The sequence below is a fragment of the Psychrobacter sp. SWN149 genome (assembly GCF_015864565.1).
Taxonomy (GTDB): domain Bacteria; phylum Pseudomonadota; class Gammaproteobacteria; order Pseudomonadales; family Moraxellaceae; genus Psychrobacter.
This window is the reverse complement of record NZ_JADYWX010000001.1, coordinates 362,358-381,980: the sequence shown is the minus strand read 5'-3', so window position 1 is coordinate 381,980 and position 19,623 is coordinate 362,358. Positions and strand designations below refer to the sequence as shown.

19 protein-coding genes are annotated in these 19,623 nt (G+C 43.7%); 13 read left to right on the top strand and 6 right to left on the bottom strand.

From position 1 onward, the window contains the following. Positions 1–209: 209 nt before the first annotated feature. On the top strand, positions 210–881 hold the full coding sequence (locus tag I6E86_RS01580) for a hypothetical protein (RefSeq protein WP_197174773.1): 672 nt from the start codon (positions 210–212) through the stop codon (positions 879–881). Positions 882–884: 3 nt separating this feature from the next. Beyond that, a complete protein-coding gene (locus I6E86_RS01575) occupies positions 885–1,871 on the top strand; it encodes an aminotransferase class IV (protein ID WP_320158513.1) in 987 nt (328 codons plus the stop codon). Positions 1,872–1,894: 23 nt separating this feature from the next. Here I6E86_RS01575 and I6E86_RS01570 read toward each other — a convergent pair whose 3' ends face one another. Then, entirely contained in the window at positions 1,895–2,104 is a 210-nt protein-coding gene (locus I6E86_RS01570; protein ID WP_227680472.1) for a DpnD/PcfM family protein, read from the bottom strand. A 149-nt stretch (positions 2,105–2,253) separates the two neighbouring features. Here I6E86_RS01570 and I6E86_RS01565 point away from each other — a divergent pair, with 149 nt between their 5' ends. Beyond that, entirely contained in the window at positions 2,254–2,820 is a 567-nt protein-coding gene (locus I6E86_RS01565; protein WP_197174772.1) for a hypothetical protein, read from the top strand. Here I6E86_RS01565 and I6E86_RS01560 read toward each other — a convergent pair. Then, complete coding sequence (locus I6E86_RS01560; RefSeq protein WP_197174771.1) at positions 2,812–3,576, bottom strand: DpnI domain-containing protein; 765 nt, start codon at positions 3,574–3,576, stop codon at positions 2,812–2,814. The two genes, I6E86_RS01565 and I6E86_RS01560, sit on opposite strands and share 9 nt — an antisense overlap. A 170-nt stretch (positions 3,577–3,746) precedes the next feature. Between I6E86_RS01560 and mltG the strand changes: the two genes are divergently transcribed. Both mltG and tmk read left to right on the top strand, forming a co-directional pair. Then, complete coding sequence (gene mltG, locus I6E86_RS01555; protein WP_197174770.1) at positions 3,747–5,036, top strand: endolytic transglycosylase MltG; 1,290 nt, start codon at positions 3,747–3,749, stop codon at positions 5,034–5,036. Positions 5,037–5,147: 111 nt separating this feature from the next. Continuing rightward, positions 5,148–5,858 (top strand): dTMP kinase, encoded by a 711-nt coding sequence (gene tmk / locus I6E86_RS01550; RefSeq protein WP_227680471.1) that lies wholly within the window; start codon positions 5,148–5,150, stop codon positions 5,856–5,858. Positions 5,859–6,034: 176 nt separating this feature from the next. Here tmk and I6E86_RS01545 read toward each other — a convergent pair whose 3' ends face one another. Continuing rightward, positions 6,035–8,332, bottom strand: a complete 2,298-nt coding sequence (locus I6E86_RS01545) for a cation:proton antiporter (protein ID WP_197174769.1) — start codon at positions 8,330–8,332, stop codon at positions 6,035–6,037. Between the two features lie 835 nt (positions 8,333–9,167). Between I6E86_RS01545 and I6E86_RS01540 the strand changes: the two genes are divergently transcribed. The 8 genes from I6E86_RS01540 (at position 9,168) to I6E86_RS01505 (ending at position 16,978) form a co-directional block, all read left to right on the top strand. Then, a complete protein-coding gene (locus I6E86_RS01540) occupies positions 9,168–10,559 on the top strand; it encodes a Do family serine endopeptidase (RefSeq protein ID WP_197175008.1) in 1,392 nt (463 codons plus the stop codon). Between the two features lie 229 nt (positions 10,560–10,788). Continuing rightward, on the top strand, positions 10,789–11,997 hold the full coding sequence (locus tag I6E86_RS01535; protein ID WP_197174768.1) for a hypothetical protein: 1,209 nt from the start codon (positions 10,789–10,791) through the stop codon (positions 11,995–11,997). Positions 11,998–12,448: 451 nt separating this feature from the next. Continuing rightward, positions 12,449–13,354 carry a 4-hydroxy-tetrahydrodipicolinate synthase gene (gene dapA / locus I6E86_RS01530; protein WP_197174767.1) on the top strand — a complete coding sequence of 302 codons (906 nt, stop codon included), beginning with the start codon at positions 12,449–12,451 and terminating at the stop codon, positions 13,352–13,354. Positions 13,355–13,480: 126 nt separating this feature from the next. Next, on the top strand, positions 13,481–13,789 hold the full coding sequence (locus I6E86_RS01525; protein WP_227680470.1) for a hypothetical protein: 309 nt from the start codon (positions 13,481–13,483) through the stop codon (positions 13,787–13,789). A 133-nt stretch (positions 13,790–13,922) separates the two neighbouring features. Further along, entirely contained in the window at positions 13,923–14,636 is a 714-nt protein-coding gene (gene purC, locus I6E86_RS01520; RefSeq protein ID WP_194363473.1) for a phosphoribosylaminoimidazolesuccinocarboxamide synthase, read from the top strand. Positions 14,637–14,799: 163 nt separating this feature from the next. Then, on the top strand, positions 14,800–15,714 hold the full coding sequence (locus I6E86_RS01515) for a lantibiotic ABC transporter permease (protein WP_194363474.1): 915 nt from the start codon (positions 14,800–14,802) through the stop codon (positions 15,712–15,714). Between the two features lie 278 nt (positions 15,715–15,992). After that, positions 15,993–16,625: a DNA-3-methyladenine glycosylase gene (locus tag I6E86_RS01510; protein ID WP_197174766.1), complete on the top strand. Its 633-nt coding sequence runs from the start codon at positions 15,993–15,995 to the stop codon at positions 16,623–16,625. A gap of 41 nt (positions 16,626–16,666) precedes the next feature. Continuing rightward, positions 16,667–16,978 (top strand): NGG1p interacting factor NIF3, encoded by a 312-nt coding sequence (locus I6E86_RS01505; protein WP_197174765.1) that lies wholly within the window; start codon positions 16,667–16,669, stop codon positions 16,976–16,978. Between the two features lie 143 nt (positions 16,979–17,121). Here the strand turns inward: I6E86_RS01505 and I6E86_RS01500 are convergent, their stop codons facing one another. The 3 genes from I6E86_RS01500 to I6E86_RS01490 all read right to left on the bottom strand — a co-directional run bounded on the left by I6E86_RS01500 (position 17,122) and on the right by I6E86_RS01490 (position 19,309). Continuing rightward, positions 17,122–17,502: a hypothetical protein gene (locus I6E86_RS01500; RefSeq protein WP_197174764.1), complete on the bottom strand. Its 381-nt coding sequence runs from the start codon at positions 17,500–17,502 to the stop codon at positions 17,122–17,124. A gap of 154 nt (positions 17,503–17,656) precedes the next feature. Beyond that, positions 17,657–18,325, bottom strand: coding sequence for a hypothetical protein (locus tag I6E86_RS01495; protein ID WP_197174763.1), 669 nt, complete (start codon positions 18,323–18,325; stop codon positions 17,657–17,659). 780 nt (positions 18,326–19,105) lie between these two features. Then, entirely contained in the window at positions 19,106–19,309 is a 204-nt protein-coding gene (locus tag I6E86_RS01490) for a CsbD family protein (RefSeq protein WP_197174762.1), read from the bottom strand. Between the last annotated feature and the right edge of the window lie 314 nt (positions 19,310–19,623).

The following is a 19,623-nucleotide window of genomic DNA, read 5'->3' as shown; positions in this document are numbered from 1 at the left end:
TATGAAAGAGGGTTTTTGGCCAGTGATATAGTTAACAAATCTGTACTCTCTGGGCGTGTTCGGTGTAACGTAAAAGCTAGTCAAGTACTAAGCAGTTGGGTAAACTATAAACCATAAGCCTTCTATCTTTATTAAATTTTTGGTTATCAGCGGCATTTTGCCAGCTTCTTAATATTTTGAGATCAACTAAAAGTGTGAGTAAACTATTCATGTGGAATCATAATCTACAAACCCTTCTATCAGCTACGATCATAGCAGTTGGTGTATCGCTCAGTGGCTGTGACAGCACAAAAGAAGAGGCTCAAAACCCAGATGTGAACGCTGAGAGTAATGAGCAGGCAGTGACGAATACACCAGTGCAAGACAGTACTGCCGATAACCCTGATTTGGACGGGGCAACAGCGCAGCAAGGCACGCCTGTCAAATATGATGTCGCAGCATGGGGCACTGGCGAGGTCACACCACTGAACACTACTGAGCTAGACAGTATTCAATCCGCATTTGGTAAGGTCATGAGCACAGACGAAAACAGCCTAGACTATGCCAGTAACCCTGCTGCCAAATATCGCTTTATGAAAAACGATGCACCGTATTTGGATATTATCGACTCCGAAAAATATCTAGAGCTTGGCTGGTATTACGCCAATCCTACTGACTCAGACAAAGAAAAAGAGCTGAGCCAAAACCATGCCAAAAAGTCCTACCAGCTATCACGTCAGCTGATGGGTGATGACGGCGGCAAACTGGTGGCTGATATGCTTAATGGCCAAATCATCAAAAACAGAGTCGTCGGTGGACAAAAAGTCGAGCTGGCCAAATGTGAGTTTTATAGCTGTATGCTGGTCATCAATAAATCCGCTGCTCAAACAGATGACAGCTAATCAGTGCCCGCCGCGATACCACTGCCCAACCACTGGGTCTGTCTATATCCACAGAATGATAGGGCAACAGCCGCAGCCTCGGCAATAGTAGCCGTGTCGCCAGACAACCGTGGATTGGCCTATGCTGATGGGTTCTTTACCACTATGGGTGTCATCGATGGACAGATACTGTGGGACGACTACCACTATCAGCGCCTTATCTCTCATGCTGATGCGCTACAGTTTGATATAGACGCTTCAGAAATAATAGCCGTATTAAAGCTATATGCCGAGCAGTTAGAGCAGGGTATGCTCAAACTGATAGTGACTCGCGCCGCGCAAGATATCAGAGGTTATGGCTATACGCCAACTGTCTCTGGCAGTGCTTGTGAGATATGGTTAAAGCCTTCTGTGATGCGAGTGTCTACTGCGCTGCAATTGACGCTGCCTGATGGGGAATTGGTACCGATGCAGCCCGCTGCTGCTGCGATATGCCTGTCTTCTCAAATTGCTTGCCTGCCGCCCACGCTGGCAGGACTCAAAACCCTCAATCGCCTAGACAATGTCCTTGCCAGTGGTGAGTTGCAACAGATTAAGGCTGAACCACTAGCGTCTGCTATCGCAAAAACCCTCAGTGAAGGACTGCTACGTGATATGAGCGGACACTGGGTGGAAGGGACGATGAGCAATGTGTTTTATCAATTAGCCGATAAGTCATTATCAGAACCTACAAAACTCTCTAACGATTATGAAAATAATGACAACTATCTCACTACGCTCACTACAGGTCAGTGGTACACACCCTCTATGGCGCAATCGGGTGTCGCTGGTGTCATGCGGCAAGTGCTTATTGATGCTTTATCAAGTACGGCTTGTCCAGTTGAGATTAGACCGTTAGCAGATGAGGACTTGCCTCGATTAACGCAGTTATTTTTTTGCAATGCGCTGCGCGGTATCATGCCAATGAGCCGTTTGACATTGCTGTCAGGTGAGGTTGTGGGGTTTAAATAACAGTCACGTATAAGCTAAACAGCCTATCCTCTTCCAATAATATTAAACTTAGTATCTATAAATTCATCAGGATATAAAATCACTTGCTCACTTCTATACATCTCTTGCACTTTTAAGAGCGCACTTTGTTTATCTTCTGCGACGACTTCCACGATATTGCTTAGTGTTTCGACAAGCTCTATTTGAAATTTTTGCGCTGCTTTCTCATCTTTTTTCGTCGTATTCATTTCCATTTCTCACACATCACTTCAGTCATCAATGCCAACTAGATTAGCAAAAGCGCTCAAAAGAAGTGATCGTCTTTTGTTACGTTGGCTTGTGTCTTAGGGCAAATCGATCAATGATCCTTTTTCAGTAGAAATCGTTAAAAGGACAGTATCGTATGCGTTCAATATATGAAGAGACAAGAATTCCAGTACAAATCAGACGCTTGATGGTTTTTGATGAAACTTGTCGATTGGCAAAAGCCAACCCTGATGAAATTGTGCATTTATCGCCCTATACTGAATTGGCGTTTGGTGTCATGTATTTGAAGGACTTTAAAAGGTTCGTCGCTTTTGGTGGTATGTTTGAGTATGCGGACACGCGAGAGGAGGTTATTGAGCAGCGTATTTCTGTCATTCCTAATGATGAGCTAGTGATGTGTGCACTGACAGTCAACTTAAAAGCTTTTACCAAGCCTGCTCGCAATGTAGTTGGGCTTTTATGGCAGTGGAATGATTATGTGAAAAATAGAATGCACGCTTACGTTGATTATCGTGAAGAGCATTTTTTCAAAATTAATGACGAGATTGATTGGAATTACCCAGCGCATAAGTTTCATCAGCGCCTCGTTGCTACTGCGCGATTACCACTATGGGATGATAGAGATGAGCTGATTGCCGATGTATACCGCGATAAAACAGGAAAGCCGAGACCTGAGCGTTACAATGAGAAGCGATTAGTATGATTTTCGATAGTGACCACGGCTTACAAACTCAATAATGCCTCTATCGCGTAGTATCTGTAGTTGCTGACGGATTTTATCTGGAATGTAGTTGTTTTCAGGATGTTTAAGTTTTAACTCGTCAGCAAAAGCATAAACTTGCTTTAGCGAAAAGTGAGTATCAAGCCTATCGATGCACTGCCAAATATCGAGTGTCCAACCACGCGAAGCGACAGACTGTTTTCGTAAAAACAAAGTTTTTTGAAATTGTTGGCTGACATCATCTCGTGGTATGACTTGCTGATTTTTGACCAAAAATACTTTGCCTGATTCTGGTACTTGGCGTAAATCGATATTGCATCCAACCCAACCTGCGCGTTTGGCAGTCGCTGATAACGGCTTACGCTTGATAATAATATCGGGCTTAAAGAATTGCTTAGGAATAATCAAAAAGTTATTCACGGTATATTCTTTTGAATATGTCAGGAAGAAAAAATTGGGATTGTCTGCACTATTTATACGCTCAATCATGGTCTTATAAGCACCATCATTAATGATGTTACTTAATTTGGATTTTTTACTTTTTAGCTCATATTGCTCACTACACTGTGCGCAATAAAAATCAGCCACAGGCTTGCCGTTTGTAAATTCTGATAATGGTTGGGTGTTACAGTTAGGACAGTAGCTATTGGTTGCGACCCAGTTTTCACTCAATACTCGAATTATCTGGCTAGGTGATTTATAGTTTTTGGCAAGACTTTGATCGAAATATAGATTCATAAGATGTTTTCATTATTAGTAGATAAGCTAAGAATATCGAAAAAAGCGTATAAGTATTAAGCCATATAAATGAGACTCAGTACCAAGATAATTCACAAGCTAAGCAAATACCATTGAAAATCGCACGGTTCAGTGCTAAATTCTAGCAAACATCTGCCTCGCGAGTCGCCATGAGCACACCTACACCCAATACACCACCTGAACGTCCCAATGAGTCGCCATCAAACACCCAAGATGGCACAGTTGAGGAGCGTGTCGACACCACATTGCCAGACACGCAGCCAGTGGTAAATGAGGTGGAAGAAACATCAGCAACGCCAGCAACCAATGTCTCACTCATCAGTGGTAAAAACAAGCCTCGTCGTTATAGAGTGAACAACCCTTCGTTTTTTATGCAGCGCGGCTATCAAGTGTTACTCGTGTTGGGGCTCATTGCTGCGTTTTTATTAGCGATGGTCTATCAGACATTGTTTGGGCGTATTGAACAACCCAAGCAAATGGTCACTATCGAAAAAGGGCAGACCTACTATGGACTACTGCCGCAGTGGCAACAGCAAATCCCGCTGTTTTCAGCAACTGTGGCTAAGCTGTATATCAAAGCGCAAATGGATGGGTCTTTGCATGCCGGGACGTATCAATTACCAGAAAATCCTACCATCACAGAAGCGCTACAGATACTAGGGCAAGGTGCCAAAGCGGCTGTCATAAAGGTACAGATTATCGAAGGTAAAACCTCTAAAGATTTGTATCAAGTGCTGCGTGATAATGACAAGATCAAAAAAGAAGTACTGACCGCAGATAGCGACAATGCCAGTATCGCTAGCGCATTGGAATTGGCCGGTATATTGCCAGACAGCGTGACGAACAGTGGCGACTCTATCGTCAATTATAACCTCGAAGGCTGGTTTGCTCCTGATACTTATTACTATAGTGAAGGCACTACGGACAAAAAAGTGCTCATTGACCTATACAAGCGCCAGCAGCAAGCACTGACCGATGCATGGGAAAATCGTGCGCCAAACCTGCCTTATAAGACACCTTACGAAGCACTGGTCATGGCCTCTATTATCGAAAAAGAAACCAGCGTCTCAGAGGAGCGTCCTATCGTCTCTGCCGTGTTTAGAAATCGCTTGGATAAAGGGATGCGCATGCAGACTGATCCGACCATCATCTATGGCATGGGCAGTCGTTATGACGGCAATATCCGCCGTAGAGATATCGATGAAAAAACCTCTTATAACACCTATCAAATCGATGGCTTGCCGCCTACGCCAATTGCACTACCGTCTGCGGCCTCTATCGAAGCGACGCTACACCCTGCCGATAGTGACGCGCTTTATTTTGTGGCAACCGGTAACGGCGGGCATAAATTTACCAACAGCTTGGCGGCACACAATCAAGCGGTCAAAGACTATTTGAGCGTCATGCGTGAGAAAAAATCTCAAGCAGCAGCGCAGTAACTGTCTATAACAGCAGCACCTCTACTTTTTTAAAACCTATCGTTTATTGAGCGCTATAACCTGACGGCTATCATCTATCTATAGCGCTCATCGATGACACAAGGTCATATCATGTCAGTACCCATGCACACCAACGTATCATCTTTGAATCCAGAACAATCAAATACCTCTCCTACGACTAGAACGCCCAATACAGGGCGTTTTATCAGCTTTGAGGGCACAGAAGGGGTGGGAAAAACCACTGCGATTGAGCAGCTGTGCTTGCGACTAGACGGCAGTGGCATTCCCTATATTCGTACGCGTGAGCCAGGTGGCAGTCCGTTTGCGGAGCGTTTGCGCGCTATATTATTAGACCCTGCAACGGATATCGAGGATGATACTGAGCTGTTGCTGCTGTTTGCCGCGCGCTGTGATCATATGCAGCAAGTGATTCTACCTTCGCTACAGCAGGGTACATGGGTGATATGTGACAGATTCACAGACTCAACCATCGCCTATCAAGGATTCGGACGTGCACATGGTGATGTTGCTGACCGAGCTAAGATTGACACGCTTATCAGTCAGTTCGTACCGCAGTTGCCTGAGCTGACTTTATGGTTGGATTTACCGATATCAGAAGGCATGGCACGCGCCAATAAGCGCGGTGCTGCCGATCGTTTTGAGCAGCAAGCAACCGAGTTTTTTACGTGGGTGCATACCGGTTTTAGTACGCTTGCTGCCCAGTACCCTGAGCGTATACAGCGTATCGATGCCTCTGGCAGTGCCGATAAGGTCAGTGCACGTATATGGCAGGTGGTGCAAGATAAGTTAGATATTAAATAGCTGTCCGGTTAAGGAGATTCTGAGCTTCCAGATTTTGACTACTTTTATTAATAGGGCGATTGTCAAAATCGTCACCATAAAAAGCCCCAACATCGTGTTGGGGCTTTTTTATAAGCGATTAAGATAGTAGCAGCTACTTCATAAAATTGAGGTATTTTGCAACTGCTCCGACTGTATTAGCTATCTTGCTTCGTATCCTTAGCGATATCAGTGGTATCACTGTCAGGACTTTTATTAACAGCAGCATCCTGTCCAGAATCTGGCAAACGATTGGGGTCGAGCGCGCCCTTTTTAGTCTTAGGTGCATTACCATTACCATTTGTATGGCTGCTAGTAGAGGCTTGGGTCTTTGACACTGCTGTTGCGTTTGCAGACATCACGCCTTTATTATTTGAGCTGGTCGTTGCTGTCTCTGGTGCTACCGTTTTTGTCCCAAGTGCATCAGATGAAGCAGTAGAGTCCATGCTCTTGCTTTGGTTATCTAATGACTTACTACTAGCCGCTGGATTGCTCGTATCTTGCTCTTCATTTTTATCACTCGTTTTATCAATGTCTGTAGAGTTATTTAATATGTCACTATCATCTTCCAGTTCTTTTCCTTTACGCTTGTCAGGCGCTTTTGAGCTGGATTCAAAGTTAGCATCTGCGGCGATACGTGCTTGCTCTTGCTTAGAAGTCACGTCGACGGGCTTTGGTTGCACCTCATCCTCTACCACGAGTGAGATAAGTTTACGGTCACGGGGTACCGTGCCATCGAACTGATCGGTGATGACATGTAGCTTGCCTTCCTTGTCTATCGTATAAAGCGGTACAAACTGTTTGTTGTCCGCTTTATACTGCTCAAAGCTATAGCTGTCCGTGATATTGGTAATTTTGATACGTGCTTTTTTAGATAGCATGCTGGCAAGCTTAGTATAGGTAGCGTCTTTGCCAAACAACCACTGCGAATGAAAGTTTGATTGCTTGTCCTCACGCTCACTTCTGACCTTTTCATCACTGAATTTGAGACGATATAATTTACGCTCGCCAAACTCATGACGATAATGAATCTCGGATAAGGTGTTCATTTCTTTGTCCATACTCATGGCAAACAGACGACCGATACCGATGAGATCAAGGTGATGATCTGCATGATCCGAGATAGGGTTGCCAAAATAAGTACGCAGACCACTCATGCGTGCGCGAGCAATATTGGTATAGTTATTGTGCGCGACGATAACATCGAAGCCTTGATCTTTAAGCGACGTCGCGATGAGTAGTGCAATAGGGTTTGAGCCAACGATCAGAATACCATTGGTTTCAGGCTCACGAACACCTAGCAAGTTACCGACTATTTTTGCGCCCAGACCCTGAATCATGACCGTACCGATGATGACCATAAATACTAGTGGCACAAGCAGCTCAACGCCTTGAATGTCATACTCTTGCAAACGAATCGCAAACAGTGACGAGATCGCAGCGGCTACGATACCACGTGGCCCAATCCAGCTGATCATGAGCTTTTCGTTGGTCTTTAGGTTTGAGCCGATAGCGGATGCCCAGACCGACAGTGGGCGCGCCACAAACATCACGATAGCGAGTAGCACCAAGCCTGCAAAACCCACACTCATTAAGCTTGCCAGCTCCACACGTGCCGCAAGAATAATAAAGAGGACGGAGATGAGTAGAACGGTTAATGATTCATTGAATTCTAAAATGGTCTCACGCGGGAATTTTGGCCAGTTTGCCAAGGCCACGCCCAGTACGGTGACCGTTAGTAGCCCAGATTCGTGCTCTAAATGGTTCGAGACCGAAAACAGTACCAAGACAAAGGCAAGCGTAAACACATTGCGCAAAAACTCAGGGACCATATGACGACGCATGAGGAACGCGAGCGCCCAAGCACCTGCCATTCCCATGGCTGTTGCCAATACGACAATCTTAGCAAACAGTAAGATACTGCTGGCTTCGCCGCCAGAGATAATATATTCATAGACCAATACCACGGCGATCGCGCCGATTGGATCAATGATGATGCCTTCCCATTTTAGGATGTTAGAGATTGTTTTATTGGGGCGTACACTCCGCAGCAGCGGCATAATCACCGTTGGGCCAGTGACGCAGACCAGCGCCCCGAACAGCAGTGCAATCAGTGGATCGACATCAAACAATAGATAAGTCGACAACGCTACGATAGCGATCGTGATAAGCACGCCGACGGATACCAGCATTTGCACGACGGTACCGTGTTGCTTAATTTCGTCAAACTCTAGGGTGAGCGAGCCTTCAAATAGAATAATCGCCACGCCCAAAGAGATAAAGGGGAACATCAGCTCACCCAATACCAAATCAGGGTCAAATACCCCCAGTACTGGTCCGATGACGATACCAATCAGTAATAAAAACAAAATGGATGGTTGCTTCAAATACCAAGCCAACCATTGGGCGGCAATGCCGATCCCAACCACGCCGGATAGCAGTAGGGCGGTATCCATAAATTAATCCTTTTATAATCTTGTCATATGTTATATCTAGCAATAGAACCTGTAAAATGGTCATTTATAGTCAAACCCACTAAAAAACAGTGCACTCATTATGAATGGGCAATCAGATTCATTTGGCGTAACGTTTCATAACTATATAGGCGCTCAATGGTAATGACGCTCTTTATTATATAATCAGCGATAGTTTTCAATCATGAGCTGTTATTGAGAGCATTTGTCCATGACCTATGAGACGACCGACTATTATGAGACACAATATTCGCCAGATATGATATATGGTATAAAGTAGCAAAGACAAAAGCACCGCTAGATAAATAGTGCGGCTCTAAAAATACAAAAGAGAGAAAATAAAGCCGGTGTCAATCAGTTAGATAAACGCATGACCAACCACATCAGTAAGTAGCTGATTTTTGTTTATTCAATTAATGGTATTGCTTGTCATCATAGCACGGTTTTATTTTATCCCTAGGTAGACAGCGCTGGCCACGATATCATCTTGTCGCCATAAAGTTATACAAAGTCAGTATGAAATCGCTGTGCCTTGGGTTATTCTGCATGATGGAGAACAGCTCAAGATAACGTTTTTATTCATCATACAGTAGCGGCGTTTGTCATGCACGCTGCAAGCGATGACTGTCAATAAGTAGCAATCAGTAAGCCAGTAAGTAGAAATCAGAATGCCTGTAGCAAGTTCAACTGCCTATCGCTATCAATAGAGCTGTGGCTATCACCTATAACAACGATGACTCATAAGGAAGACGAGATGCCTATCAATACGCCTAACAGACAGAGTGCTGTCGGAATACAGCACTGGCTACAAAGCAGCATGCTGGCATTTACTGTCAGTACTGTGATGATTGCTGGTATCAATGTCACGACGATAAACAGTGCGCAGGCAGCAGTGACCACAGCTGACTTCTCTGGTCTGGTTCAACAGGTCACGCCCGCCGTTGCTCGCGTGAACGTCACCAAAACCGTGAGTGAGGCTGAGCTTGCCAAGGCGCAAACGGCAGAGTTGTTACGACAGTTTTTTGGTGATCGTGTGCGTATCCCTGATCGAGCGGCCACGCCAGCGATTGAACATGCTTATGGGACGGCTTTTTTTGTCACAACGGATGGTTATATGCTGACCAATCATCATGTGATCGAAGGCGCTGACAAAATAACCGTTACCCTCAATGACAGAACAGAGCTTGATGCGACGTTGGTCGGGAGCGATGAGCGCTCAGATGTGGCTGTATTAAAGGTTGAAGGCAAACAGTTCCCAGCATTACCAATTGGCGACTCGAATGTCTTAAAAGTAGGAGAGCCAGTCTTAGCGATTGGTTCACCTTTTGGTTTTGACTACTCAGCCTCCGCTGGCATCGTGAGTGCAAAATCTCGTAGCTTCTCGCGTGAGACCAGTGTGCCCTTTATTCAGACGGATGTGGCACTGAATCCTGGCAACTCAGGTGGTCCCTTATTCAATCAGCGTGGTGAGGTGATTGGTATTAATTCGCGTATCTTTAGTGGGACTGGCGGATACATGGGGCTGTCATTCTCTATTCCAATCGATGCGGCTATGGACATCTATGAGCAGCTCAAGACTAATGGTGAAGTGACCCGTGCCTATATGGGTATTTACCCACAAGATATCGATCGTAATCTGGCCGAGGCATATCAGTTAGATAAACCTCAAGGTGCTCTACTGACTCGTGTCTCGCCAGATTCGCCAGCGCAAAAGTCAGGACTGAAACCTGGCGATGTTATCTTGCAATACAATGATGTGCAGATCATGCAAGCCGCTGATCTATTAAACCTACTGAATCGCGCCCGTCCAAATGATGCCTTTCGAGCCTACATTCAGCGCAATGGTAAAAAAATGACGGTCAGTGGTAAGCTCACTTATGCCCCTGATGACGTCCGAGCACAAAGTGGCGATCAGCAGAGTAATGATGTGCAGCTCGGGTTACGTTTGCGTGATTTGACACCAGATGAGCAAGCAGAGATTGCCGTCGATAATAAGACAGGCATTCTGGTGACGATGGTCGATCCGACTGGATTGGCAGCACGCTCAGGCATTTTGGCTGGAGATGTGATTACCAATTTTCACCAAAAACCTATTAAACAAGTCACGGATTTTTCAGGTGCAATCTCATCACTTCCCCAAAAAGGCGTGGTCACCATCGAAATCATCCGTCAGGGCATCCCTGCGATTATTGGCCTGCGCATTGAATAGCGACACTGGTGAGTACACTATTTAGCAGCAATCATGACAGTAGCTATTAACAATTGTACTTGTCTATCGTAGAGCTCGACCTCTATAATGTTTGATTTTTTATAAAATGGCTGAGAATGTATCCTATATCACAACCCATTATTTGGGTGAGGTATGGCACATTCAACACGCTCTCATGTGCAATGAGTCTCTAGATAGGCTCATTGCACTATGCAACAGCTAGGTAATTATGACTGACCCCGCACTTCACACGTTCATTGTCTACACGTCAGCAGCATTGCTAGCGTATACCGTACTGTGGTCAGGGCTACAAACGTTCAATGCCAATCCAACCAACCGTTTTATGCGTATTTGGCTCAAGTTAGCCTTGTATTATGCCGCCTATACCATGCCTTTCTGGGCGGTGTTATTAATGATGGTGTGGTCGCAAGATTCAATGTCGGTATCAGTGTTAGGCCAGATGCCATTATCGCTACTGCTGGTAGCACTCTCACTGATGGGTCTGTACTTTTATACCGTGGTGATACAGCCCAATCGCTTACGGTTAGAGCATCATGCCATCGATTTGGATTTGTCGACCTCTCTAAAGGTAGCGGTATTGTCAGACTTACGCATTGGCATATATGGTGGCAAGCCGCGCCATATTCGTAAGCTCGTGACCACTATTAATGCTCTATCGGCAGATGCGGTATTGATTACTGGTGACTGGTTGTATTACCCAAGTGCCGATCTGGTAGGGCAGCTCATGCTGTTTAAAGGGGTGAATAAACCTGTTTATACCGTGATGAGTACTTCTGATTTAAACTATCAGTCTATAAATACGACCAAGCAAGGTCAGCCATTATTAGAAGATACCTTGGCCAGTACGTTTGATGTGTTAGATATCAACTATATTGGTCAGCAATGTACCTCATTGCCACTTACGTCTGCTGGATCTACCCATAAAAAATCAGCGGTGAATCCAATCGCTAAATCAGATGACAAGGATATCATCGAGCAGGACACTCTAAATAGAGCGATGGTCGCGATACTGTGTGGCTGGCAAGATTTTCCGGATACCAATCAAGATAGTGCAGCGGCAAACACGACTGACAAAGCCACGCTCGGTGCCGAAATTGCCAATGCCATAAGCCCTGTCATTATTTTGGGCTCACGATTTGATAGTATTAGTGATTTGCCAAAAGCTTTACAGCCACGTCCCTTATTGATTACGGGTGCTGCAAAAGCCATCCAAAAAAACATATGGCTGGCACACAAGCAAAAAGACATTCAGCGTAGCCATGAGCAATCGACGCTTCTTAATAACAGCCGCATGGGTAAACCTCGCGGTTTATACCAGCATGCCAGTGCACAAATATTTGTCAGCAGTGGCATTGGCACACGTGGTTTGCCGTTTCGTCTGTATCGCCCCACGATTGACGTGTTGACGATTCGTTAATCATATTCAAAAGTCTCATCAGAGATTGTGTATGATGTGATGTTGATGCCCATGCATAAGTCCATTTAGCTATAAGGGTTTGGCCGAATATTTATGGCTTTTGGTATCCAAATCACTGTATGTTTTTTGCATGCAATTTATCTATTGCGCATCAATTGATTGATAGCGGTCAAACCAAAATATGCTACACTAACAGGCGTTTTTATGATTATGTTTTGGCCGTCTGAGAGATACTTGCAGTCATCTATATAGACAATGCCGATATTGACGTGGATACGGAGTATCTTTGTCACTATTATAACTAGATATAAGTAGATAAAGACGTAGCATCATCATCAGGCAAGATATGACCATGACCGTTTATCAATATATAAGCGATTTTTGGCACTTGCATACGACCTATCATGTGACAGCTTTTATAAAAGCTAGGATAATATAGTAAGGCATGGCTATGAGCACAGCATACGACGAGATCAAAACCCGATTACAAGGTTCAATGGTAGCCTTGGTAACGCCCATGCACCCTGACGGTAAGGTTGATTATAAACGTCTGGCAGATCTCATAGACTGGCAGATTGAGCAAGGCACCCATTCCCTTGTCGCTGTCGGTACTACCGGTGAGTCGGCAACCCTATCTATGCAAGAGCACAGCGATGTCATTCGCTACTTTGTGCAGCATGTCAAAGGTCGTGTACCAGTCATCGCAGGTACGGGTGCTAATAATACGATGGAAGCCATCAAGCTGACTCAAGATGCAGCAGACGCTGGTGCAGATTGTGCATTATTGGTTGCGCCTTATTATAATAAACCGCCTCAAGAAGGCCTGTATCAACACTATAAAGCCATTGCTCAAGCGGTGAACATTCCGCAGATGCTCTATAACGTGCCAGGACGTACAGTCGTTGATATCGCTCAAGAAACAGTAGAACGTTTGGCTGATATCGATAATATCGTGGCGATTAAAGATGCGACAGGCTCTGTCAGCCGCGGCGAGCAATTAATCAAAGTCGTAGGCGATAGAATCGTCATCCTATCTGGCGATGACGGCACCGCACTTGAATTAATGAAAGTAGGCGGCAAAGGCAATATCTCAGTCACTGCCAACGTAGCACCCAAAGCCATGAGCGAGACTTTTTCCGCAGGCTTACGCGGGGATTTTGATACTGCAGATAGAATCAATGACGTGGTCAAGCATCTGCATCGCGATCTGTTTATCGAATCAAGCCCTATCCCAGCCAAGTACGCCTTGCATAAAATGGGCATTATCGATAAAGGTATCCGTCTGCCACTCGTCTGGCTCGCAGAGCAGCATCATGCGACTATTGATGAAGCATTGATCCGAGCAAACATACTATAAACTGATACTCAGCGATTTTAGACTTGCTACAAGCTCGATGGTTGATATTCAAGCCAGTAGCAAGTTAACTTATCATGATAAGTCAATCGCCCAAATGAGCCATCACTGCTAATTCAGAGAGACACTATGATGAAAACATCATCAACAACGGCAAAGATATTTCCTGCAATGCTGACCTTAGTTTTGGGTAGCACTTTAGTCTTGAGCGGTTGCCAAAGCACCAAAAACTTGCTTGGTAAGCGTGATAACGGCAGTCTTGATTATCAGCAAAGCAAAAAGCTTGCGCCGATAGAGTTGCCTGCAGCTCAAGAAACAGCGCCATTTGTCCCTTTATACTCAACACCCAATACAGGTGCGAACACGCTCACGCTACAGAACGAATCAGGCAACCAGTACCAATTGCCAAAGCCTCAGCGTGCTGTGAGTAACCAGTAACTCTTCAAATTAAATTTATCCATACCACTGACTTAATCATTATTTATGACAATCAAAGCGATAACGTCAAATAAAAGTCAGTGGTAGCTGCGCGTTTTTACCACATAAGCTTGAACGAACAGGAACCCCCATAATGCAAAAGCAACAAATGCTGTATAAAGGTAAAGCCAAATCTGTATATGAAACAGAAGACAACGATCTTCTGATTCTACATTTCCGTGACGATACCTCAGCGCTTGATGGCAAACGTATCGAACAATTGGCACGTAAAGGCGTGGTCAATAACCGCTTCAATGCGTTTATCATGCAAAAACTGTCTGATGCTGGCATCGAAACGCATTTCGAAAAGCAATTATCTGACGATGAAGTATTGGTCAAGCGTCTGGATATGATTCCTGTTGAGTGCGTGGTCCGTAACTTTGCTGCTGGTAGTCTGGTACGTCGTTTGGGCTTAGAAGAAGGCCAAGAATTGACGTCTCCTACCTATGAGCTGTTTTATAAAGATGATGCGCTCGGTGATCCGATGGTGAATGAGTCTTTATCAATTTCGCTTGGTTGGGCGACCAAAGAGCAATTGGCTAAGATGGAAGAGCTTACCTATCAAGTCAATGATGTACTAAAAGCATTGTTTGATGAGGGTGATCTAATCCTAGTTGATTTCAAACTTGAGTTTGGTGTCTTCCATGACCGTATCGTGTTAGGTGATGAGTTCTCACCAGATGGCTGCCGTATCTGGGATAAGAACACTAAGAAAAAGCTGGACAAAGACCGTTTCCGTCAGTCATTAGGTGATGTGATCGAAGCGTATGAAGAGGTCGCTGACCGTATTGGTGTGCCACTGAGCTAAGTAGTCAATGTTTAGCGTAAAGCAAAAAAAACTGAGCCATGTGCTCAGTTTTTTTATGGCGTTATATTAATTTGGGTTTCCTAGTGGGGATTATTTGCAGAACAGATGGTAAAAAAGAAAAGTAATAACCACTTTTTTACAAATATTTTTATTAGGAAGGGTCATGCTTCTTCGTTTTATTGCACGTCATAGCACATTAATTATGCCAGCTTGTGCAATTGTGGGCTTTGTTTTTCCAAACTTGTCCAACGCAGTATTAGTATATTTACCCCAAATACTGTTCTTCTTGATGTTTTTTACGTTATTAGGTATTGACCAATATGCGCTGTTAAAACGTATAGCGACAAGCTATGTGTGGGTTTTTGCCCTACTACAAAGCGGGGGTATGAGTCTGGTTTTAATACTAATTGCTTATGCGCTCGGTGTACGTGGCGATTGGCTGTTGGCTATTGCAGGTCTTGGTGCCACGGCCCCATTGTTTGGCAGTGGTGCATTGGTCAATGCAGTGGGGTTTGATGCACAACTGGCGACGGCAAAAACCATCGCTGCCACGCTCATTATGCCATGTACATTATTGGGCGTATTGTGGCTATTAGGCGATAAAAATGCGCATGTAGACATTGGCACTTATATCAATCGTTTGCTAGTCTATATTGCTATGCCCATGGTGCTAGCGTTAGGGGTACGACGATTCGTTTCACCTACTATTTTGTCACGTTATTATCCCAAAATTGGACAGTTTAATATCTTACTGCTGATGTTGTTTCCACTGGGACTGATGGCAGGATTTCGTGATACCTTTGACCATAATCCGTGGCAAGCATTGTTATTACTGGTGCTAAGCTCGGTATTGGCATTGGTGTTTTATTTTACGGCTTATATCATATATCGGCGTTTTGGCTATGAAAATGCCATTATCGCTGCGTTGGTGTGTGGTGGCCGCAATGTATTACTTGCTTACACCATAACAGCACCTTTTATGGGTGCGGTATTTTTACCGTTATTGGGTGCTTTTCAATTACCAGCATTTTGCTTACCCTTACTGGGCAAATATATGGCAAAACGCCATACAACATAAAACTCGACCTATGGATCTAAAGTCAGGTTGTGATTCTTATCCATCTACTAATAATGCTTAGTGATAAAATCCTCTCTAGCCATAACTATTGATGTTCACTACACGCTATGAACATCATCTCTTTAGACACAATTTTTAGCTTAACTTGTATAAAAAATCAAACATAGTGCCAACATTGTCTTCAATACCTTGCCTGACTTTTATGCTAATTTATTAATACTCGTTTATTAATATTTGGTCATATCAATCAGATGATAAAATAAGGAAAGGTTGCGCTAATGTCTACTGCCTCATCAACTGTTTTAGGCCCTAGCTGGTTTACTCGTCCTACCTGTGTGGTCGCGGCCGACTTGGTGGGCAAAGTCTTGTGTCGAAAGCTGACCGACAGCGATGGATCAGAAAAAATATTACGTATGCGTATCTCTGAGACCGAAGCCTATATCGGTCAACATGATCCAGCCTGTCATTCTCATGCAGGGTCACGAACGGCACGCACAGAGATTATGTATGAGCAAGGCGGTGTGTTCTATATCTATCTGACCTACGGTGTGCATCATATGCTAAATCTCATTAGTGGGCATTCAGAGTCGCCTGAATCAGTATTGATTCGTGCTGGGTTTTTGACGGATGATAGTGATCGCTTGATTGAAGAAGAGCAGCTCATCTCAAATCAGCAGCTCACGCATCCTAAGCAATTTGCAGGTCCTGGGAAGCTGACAAAGCGTTTGCAAATTGACCGTGATTTATATGGTAAGCCTATCACGCCAGCCTCAAACGTTTGGGTCGAAGATGATGGTTGCCAGCCACCCGTGTCGCTGCGTCCACGTATTGGTATTGATTATGCAGGCGATGCCAAAGACTGGCTATTACGCTACATATGGACCGATCATCCTTCTTTATCCAAGAAGTAGCAGTTTTATGATTTTTTAAATCTATTTTAAGAGGCAAGTCCATGTATAAGCTCACTGTTTTTATTCCTGATGAGGCATTAGACAAAGTGAAGTATGCTTTATTTACGGCTGGCGCTGGCAGCATTGGCGATTACGAGCAGTGTTGTTGGCAAGTTCAAGGGGTAGGGCAGTTTATGCCATTGGCAGGCAGTAACCCGCACATAGGCAAGCACGACAGTCTAGAGGCGGTCAATGAATGGCGAGTTGAGATGGTCGTCGATGCCGCATTCATTACTGCGACTATCGCCGCGTTAAAAGCAGCGCACCCGTATGAGACACCAGCATATGACGTCATCGAGGTGCTAGATTTTTAAGTTGATAAAGCTAAAACATCGGCTCATAACATGAAAAACTGGTTATAAAAAGACCCAACAAGCCATTAAACGACCTATTGGGCTTTAAAGCTTATGATGTCTTAAATACAAACTAAAAGAGATCATAAGTATTTAGAACGTCACTAATCTTTTTTGATCTTAATTACATTATAGCTTGGGTAGCCAAGCTCAATTTTATAATCATCGCGACCACGCTCAGCCTCGACCTTAATTTTTCGATCGCCTTTTTTGTATTTCACGTCTTTGACACGGTATCCCATGCTGCTGACTTTATTGGCAGCTCGACGCTCAATAGTAGCTGAGTAAACATCTTTATCTGCTTTTTTATGCTTGTCTTTGTGTTTTTTATGCTCTTTATCATCTTTGTGGACATCTCCATAGATGTCGTCATAGACATTATAGCCGCTAGGTGTGGTAACACAGCCAGTCGTTACCGCCAATACGGCTGCGATAATACCGCCAGATACGACAGTTTTGAGCGTTGAAGCTGATAAATTTTCCATAAAGATTTCCTCATAATATATGCACTGCCGCTCACCAAGGATTGAGCATTGCAAAGTAATTGGCTAAAGACACAAACAGATAAGATCAACGAAGCACTATGGCTTCAAAGCACGGACTTGCAACATTGCTCTGATCAAATAAGCTTTAAAGCAATCAGTCTTTTTTAACTCTAATAACGTCTAGATTTGGATAGCTCAGCCATATTTCATATTTTTGTGAACCACGTTTTGCCTCAATTTCGAATACACCGCGCTTATTTTTTTCTTTAAGGTCGATACTGTCGACACGATAGCCCATAGACCTTACTTTACTGACAGCACGGCGCTGAATCGCTGGGTAACGTGACTCTCTTTTAATCATGTCTTCTACATCGTCTTTTTTATAGCGCTTGTCATTCTTGTATTTGCCATTACCTTTATACTTATCTTTCTTGTCATGGTTATTATCTTTGCTATAGCTGTTCTGCTCCCAGTTATTTGACCATGCTCTTTTATTTGAGCTGATGAGTCTGAGAGCTGGGTAAGTATATTTGAGCTCATAAGCTTGGTTGTCCTTTTTGGCAAAGGCAGTGATGGCTCGATCGCCACGATAACTGTCAGATCTAATGTCCATGACCTGATAGCCTTTACGGCGCAAGTCCTGACGTAATTGCTGGCTGACACGGGTAAAGCTATCGTTTTGGCGATTATTATCACTGCGATACACAGACTGATTGTCATAGCCTGGCCCTACTACGGTACAACCGACAGTAGTACCCAATAATGCAATAACAAGACCAGCAGACACAGTTGTCTTAAATGAGAACAGCTTTAGAGGTTCCATAATGCAATATCCTATAAGGTTTTCAAAGAGCATGTGATAGATATAGTAGTATCACTCGCCGCATGATAAGTTGTAGAGCGTCTTTATATAGCAATATTTTGATAAGTCTCTATTGTTAATAATGTCAGAGATTATCTTCTCGGAAATATTTTCTTACATTCTCCATAGTAAGACACAAAGCTTTATATTAAGTGTCTTTTACGTTAACAAGTTGTAATCATTAAGATAATTAAAACCGTGTAAGCATATGCTTACACACAATGACGTTTACGCGACTTAACATGGCAGTGATAGTTTGGCATTATAGTCACACGGCATTAGGGAATGTGACTCAAGGATTGAGTTAACCGTATCAAGGATGATGTTTCAATTACCAGAATCAGGATGACGATGGTAGCTGAAATACGGACACATAACCTGTGCTGATAGCAGCAGTTAATACTGAACGCTGTAGTGTAGTAAAAGGGCAGGATGCCCAGTATCATAATATACTGAATATTTATGCAAGGATGCATAGAAAGCAGTCGTGATAGGTAACATGGATAGTTAACAATAAAACCGCATAACAATTCATTGCTATGCGGTTTTATCGTGTCTGGGTGATGCTAATTAGCATATCCGATCATACCAATATCAAATTTATTGCTCAGTTTAATGTGTGCCGTTATCAACCGCCCATAAAAAAACCACATAATATCCTATGTGGTTTTTTGCTTACTACGTTAAACTTGCTGTTTTGAACTTGGCATCTTAAAAATACTGTCTTCTAAGACAGCCTACTTAGTACTTGTTTTCGCGGCGCCAGTTATCGACTTCACGTTCAGCATCATCCTTACTATGGCCATAGCGCTCTTGGACTTTGCCGACCAGCTTGTCACGGCTGCCTTCAACGTGTAGCAAATCATCATCCGTTAGATCAGCCCATTTCTGCTTTACTGACCCTTTTACTTGGTTCCATTCACCTTTTAGCGTATGTTCGTTCATTGTTAATTCCTTTTTTATTGGTTGTTTTATTAGTCTTACAGATACTTACTTTGTTATCAACTTCTGTGGAACAGGTGGAGCATATTCTATTATTGTTTATTATTTTTATAATGTAATGTTGAACAAAGGCATTTAGTGGGCATCTTTACTGTCTTATTGTTATTCGTGCCTTTTTATTATTTTCACTAAGTGTTGACTGCCTTGTGGTATTAAATATAGGCTCATTTATAAATCGTGTCTGTACATCCAATGTTTATAGTGTTGCTTAATTATGGTGAGCGTGCAGTGTGTGTTATCTGGAGGGTCGCTATAGT

Coding starts and splice junctions, on each gene's coding strand:
- I6E86_RS01535 (WP_197174768.1), top strand. CDS start 10,789: ATGACTGACCCCGCACTTCACACGTTCATTGTCTACACGTCAGCAGCA.
- I6E86_RS01505 (WP_197174765.1), top strand. CDS start 16,667: ATGTATAAGCTCACTGTTTTTATTCCTGATGAGGCATTAGACAAAGTG.
- I6E86_RS01490 (WP_197174762.1), bottom strand. CDS start 19,309: ATGAACGAACATACGCTAAAAGGTGAATGGAACCAAGTAAAAGGGTCA.
- I6E86_RS01560 (WP_197174771.1), bottom strand. CDS start 3,576: ATGAATCTATATTTCGATCAAAGTCTTGCCAAAAACTATAAATCACCT.
- I6E86_RS01515 (WP_194363474.1), top strand. CDS start 14,800: ATGCTTCTTCGTTTTATTGCACGTCATAGCACATTAATTATGCCAGCT.
- I6E86_RS01540 (WP_197175008.1), top strand. CDS start 9,168: ATGCTGGCATTTACTGTCAGTACTGTGATGATTGCTGGTATCAATGTC.
- I6E86_RS01545 (WP_197174769.1), bottom strand. CDS start 8,332: ATGGATACCGCCCTACTGCTATCCGGCGTGGTTGGGATCGGCATTGCC.
- I6E86_RS01495 (WP_197174763.1), bottom strand. CDS start 18,325: ATGGAACCTCTAAAGCTGTTCTCATTTAAGACAACTGTGTCTGCTGGT.
- mltG (WP_197174770.1), top strand. CDS start 3,747: ATGAGCACACCTACACCCAATACACCACCTGAACGTCCCAATGAGTCG.
- dapA (WP_197174767.1), top strand. CDS start 12,449: ATGAGCACAGCATACGACGAGATCAAAACCCGATTACAAGGTTCAATG.
- I6E86_RS01500 (WP_197174764.1), bottom strand. CDS start 17,502: ATGGAAAATTTATCAGCTTCAACGCTCAAAACTGTCGTATCTGGCGGT.
- purC (WP_194363473.1), top strand. CDS start 13,923: ATGCAAAAGCAACAAATGCTGTATAAAGGTAAAGCCAAATCTGTATAT.
- I6E86_RS01510 (WP_197174766.1), top strand. CDS start 15,993: ATGTCTACTGCCTCATCAACTGTTTTAGGCCCTAGCTGGTTTACTCGT.
- I6E86_RS01580 (WP_197174773.1), top strand. CDS start 210: ATGTGGAATCATAATCTACAAACCCTTCTATCAGCTACGATCATAGCA.
- I6E86_RS01525 (WP_227680470.1), top strand. CDS start 13,481: ATGATGAAAACATCATCAACAACGGCAAAGATATTTCCTGCAATGCTG.
- I6E86_RS01570 (WP_227680472.1), bottom strand. CDS start 2,104: ATGGAAATGAATACGACGAAAAAAGATGAGAAAGCAGCGCAAAAATTT.
- tmk (WP_227680471.1), top strand. CDS start 5,148: ATGTCAGTACCCATGCACACCAACGTATCATCTTTGAATCCAGAACAA.
- I6E86_RS01565 (WP_197174772.1), top strand. CDS start 2,254: ATGCGTTCAATATATGAAGAGACAAGAATTCCAGTACAAATCAGACGC.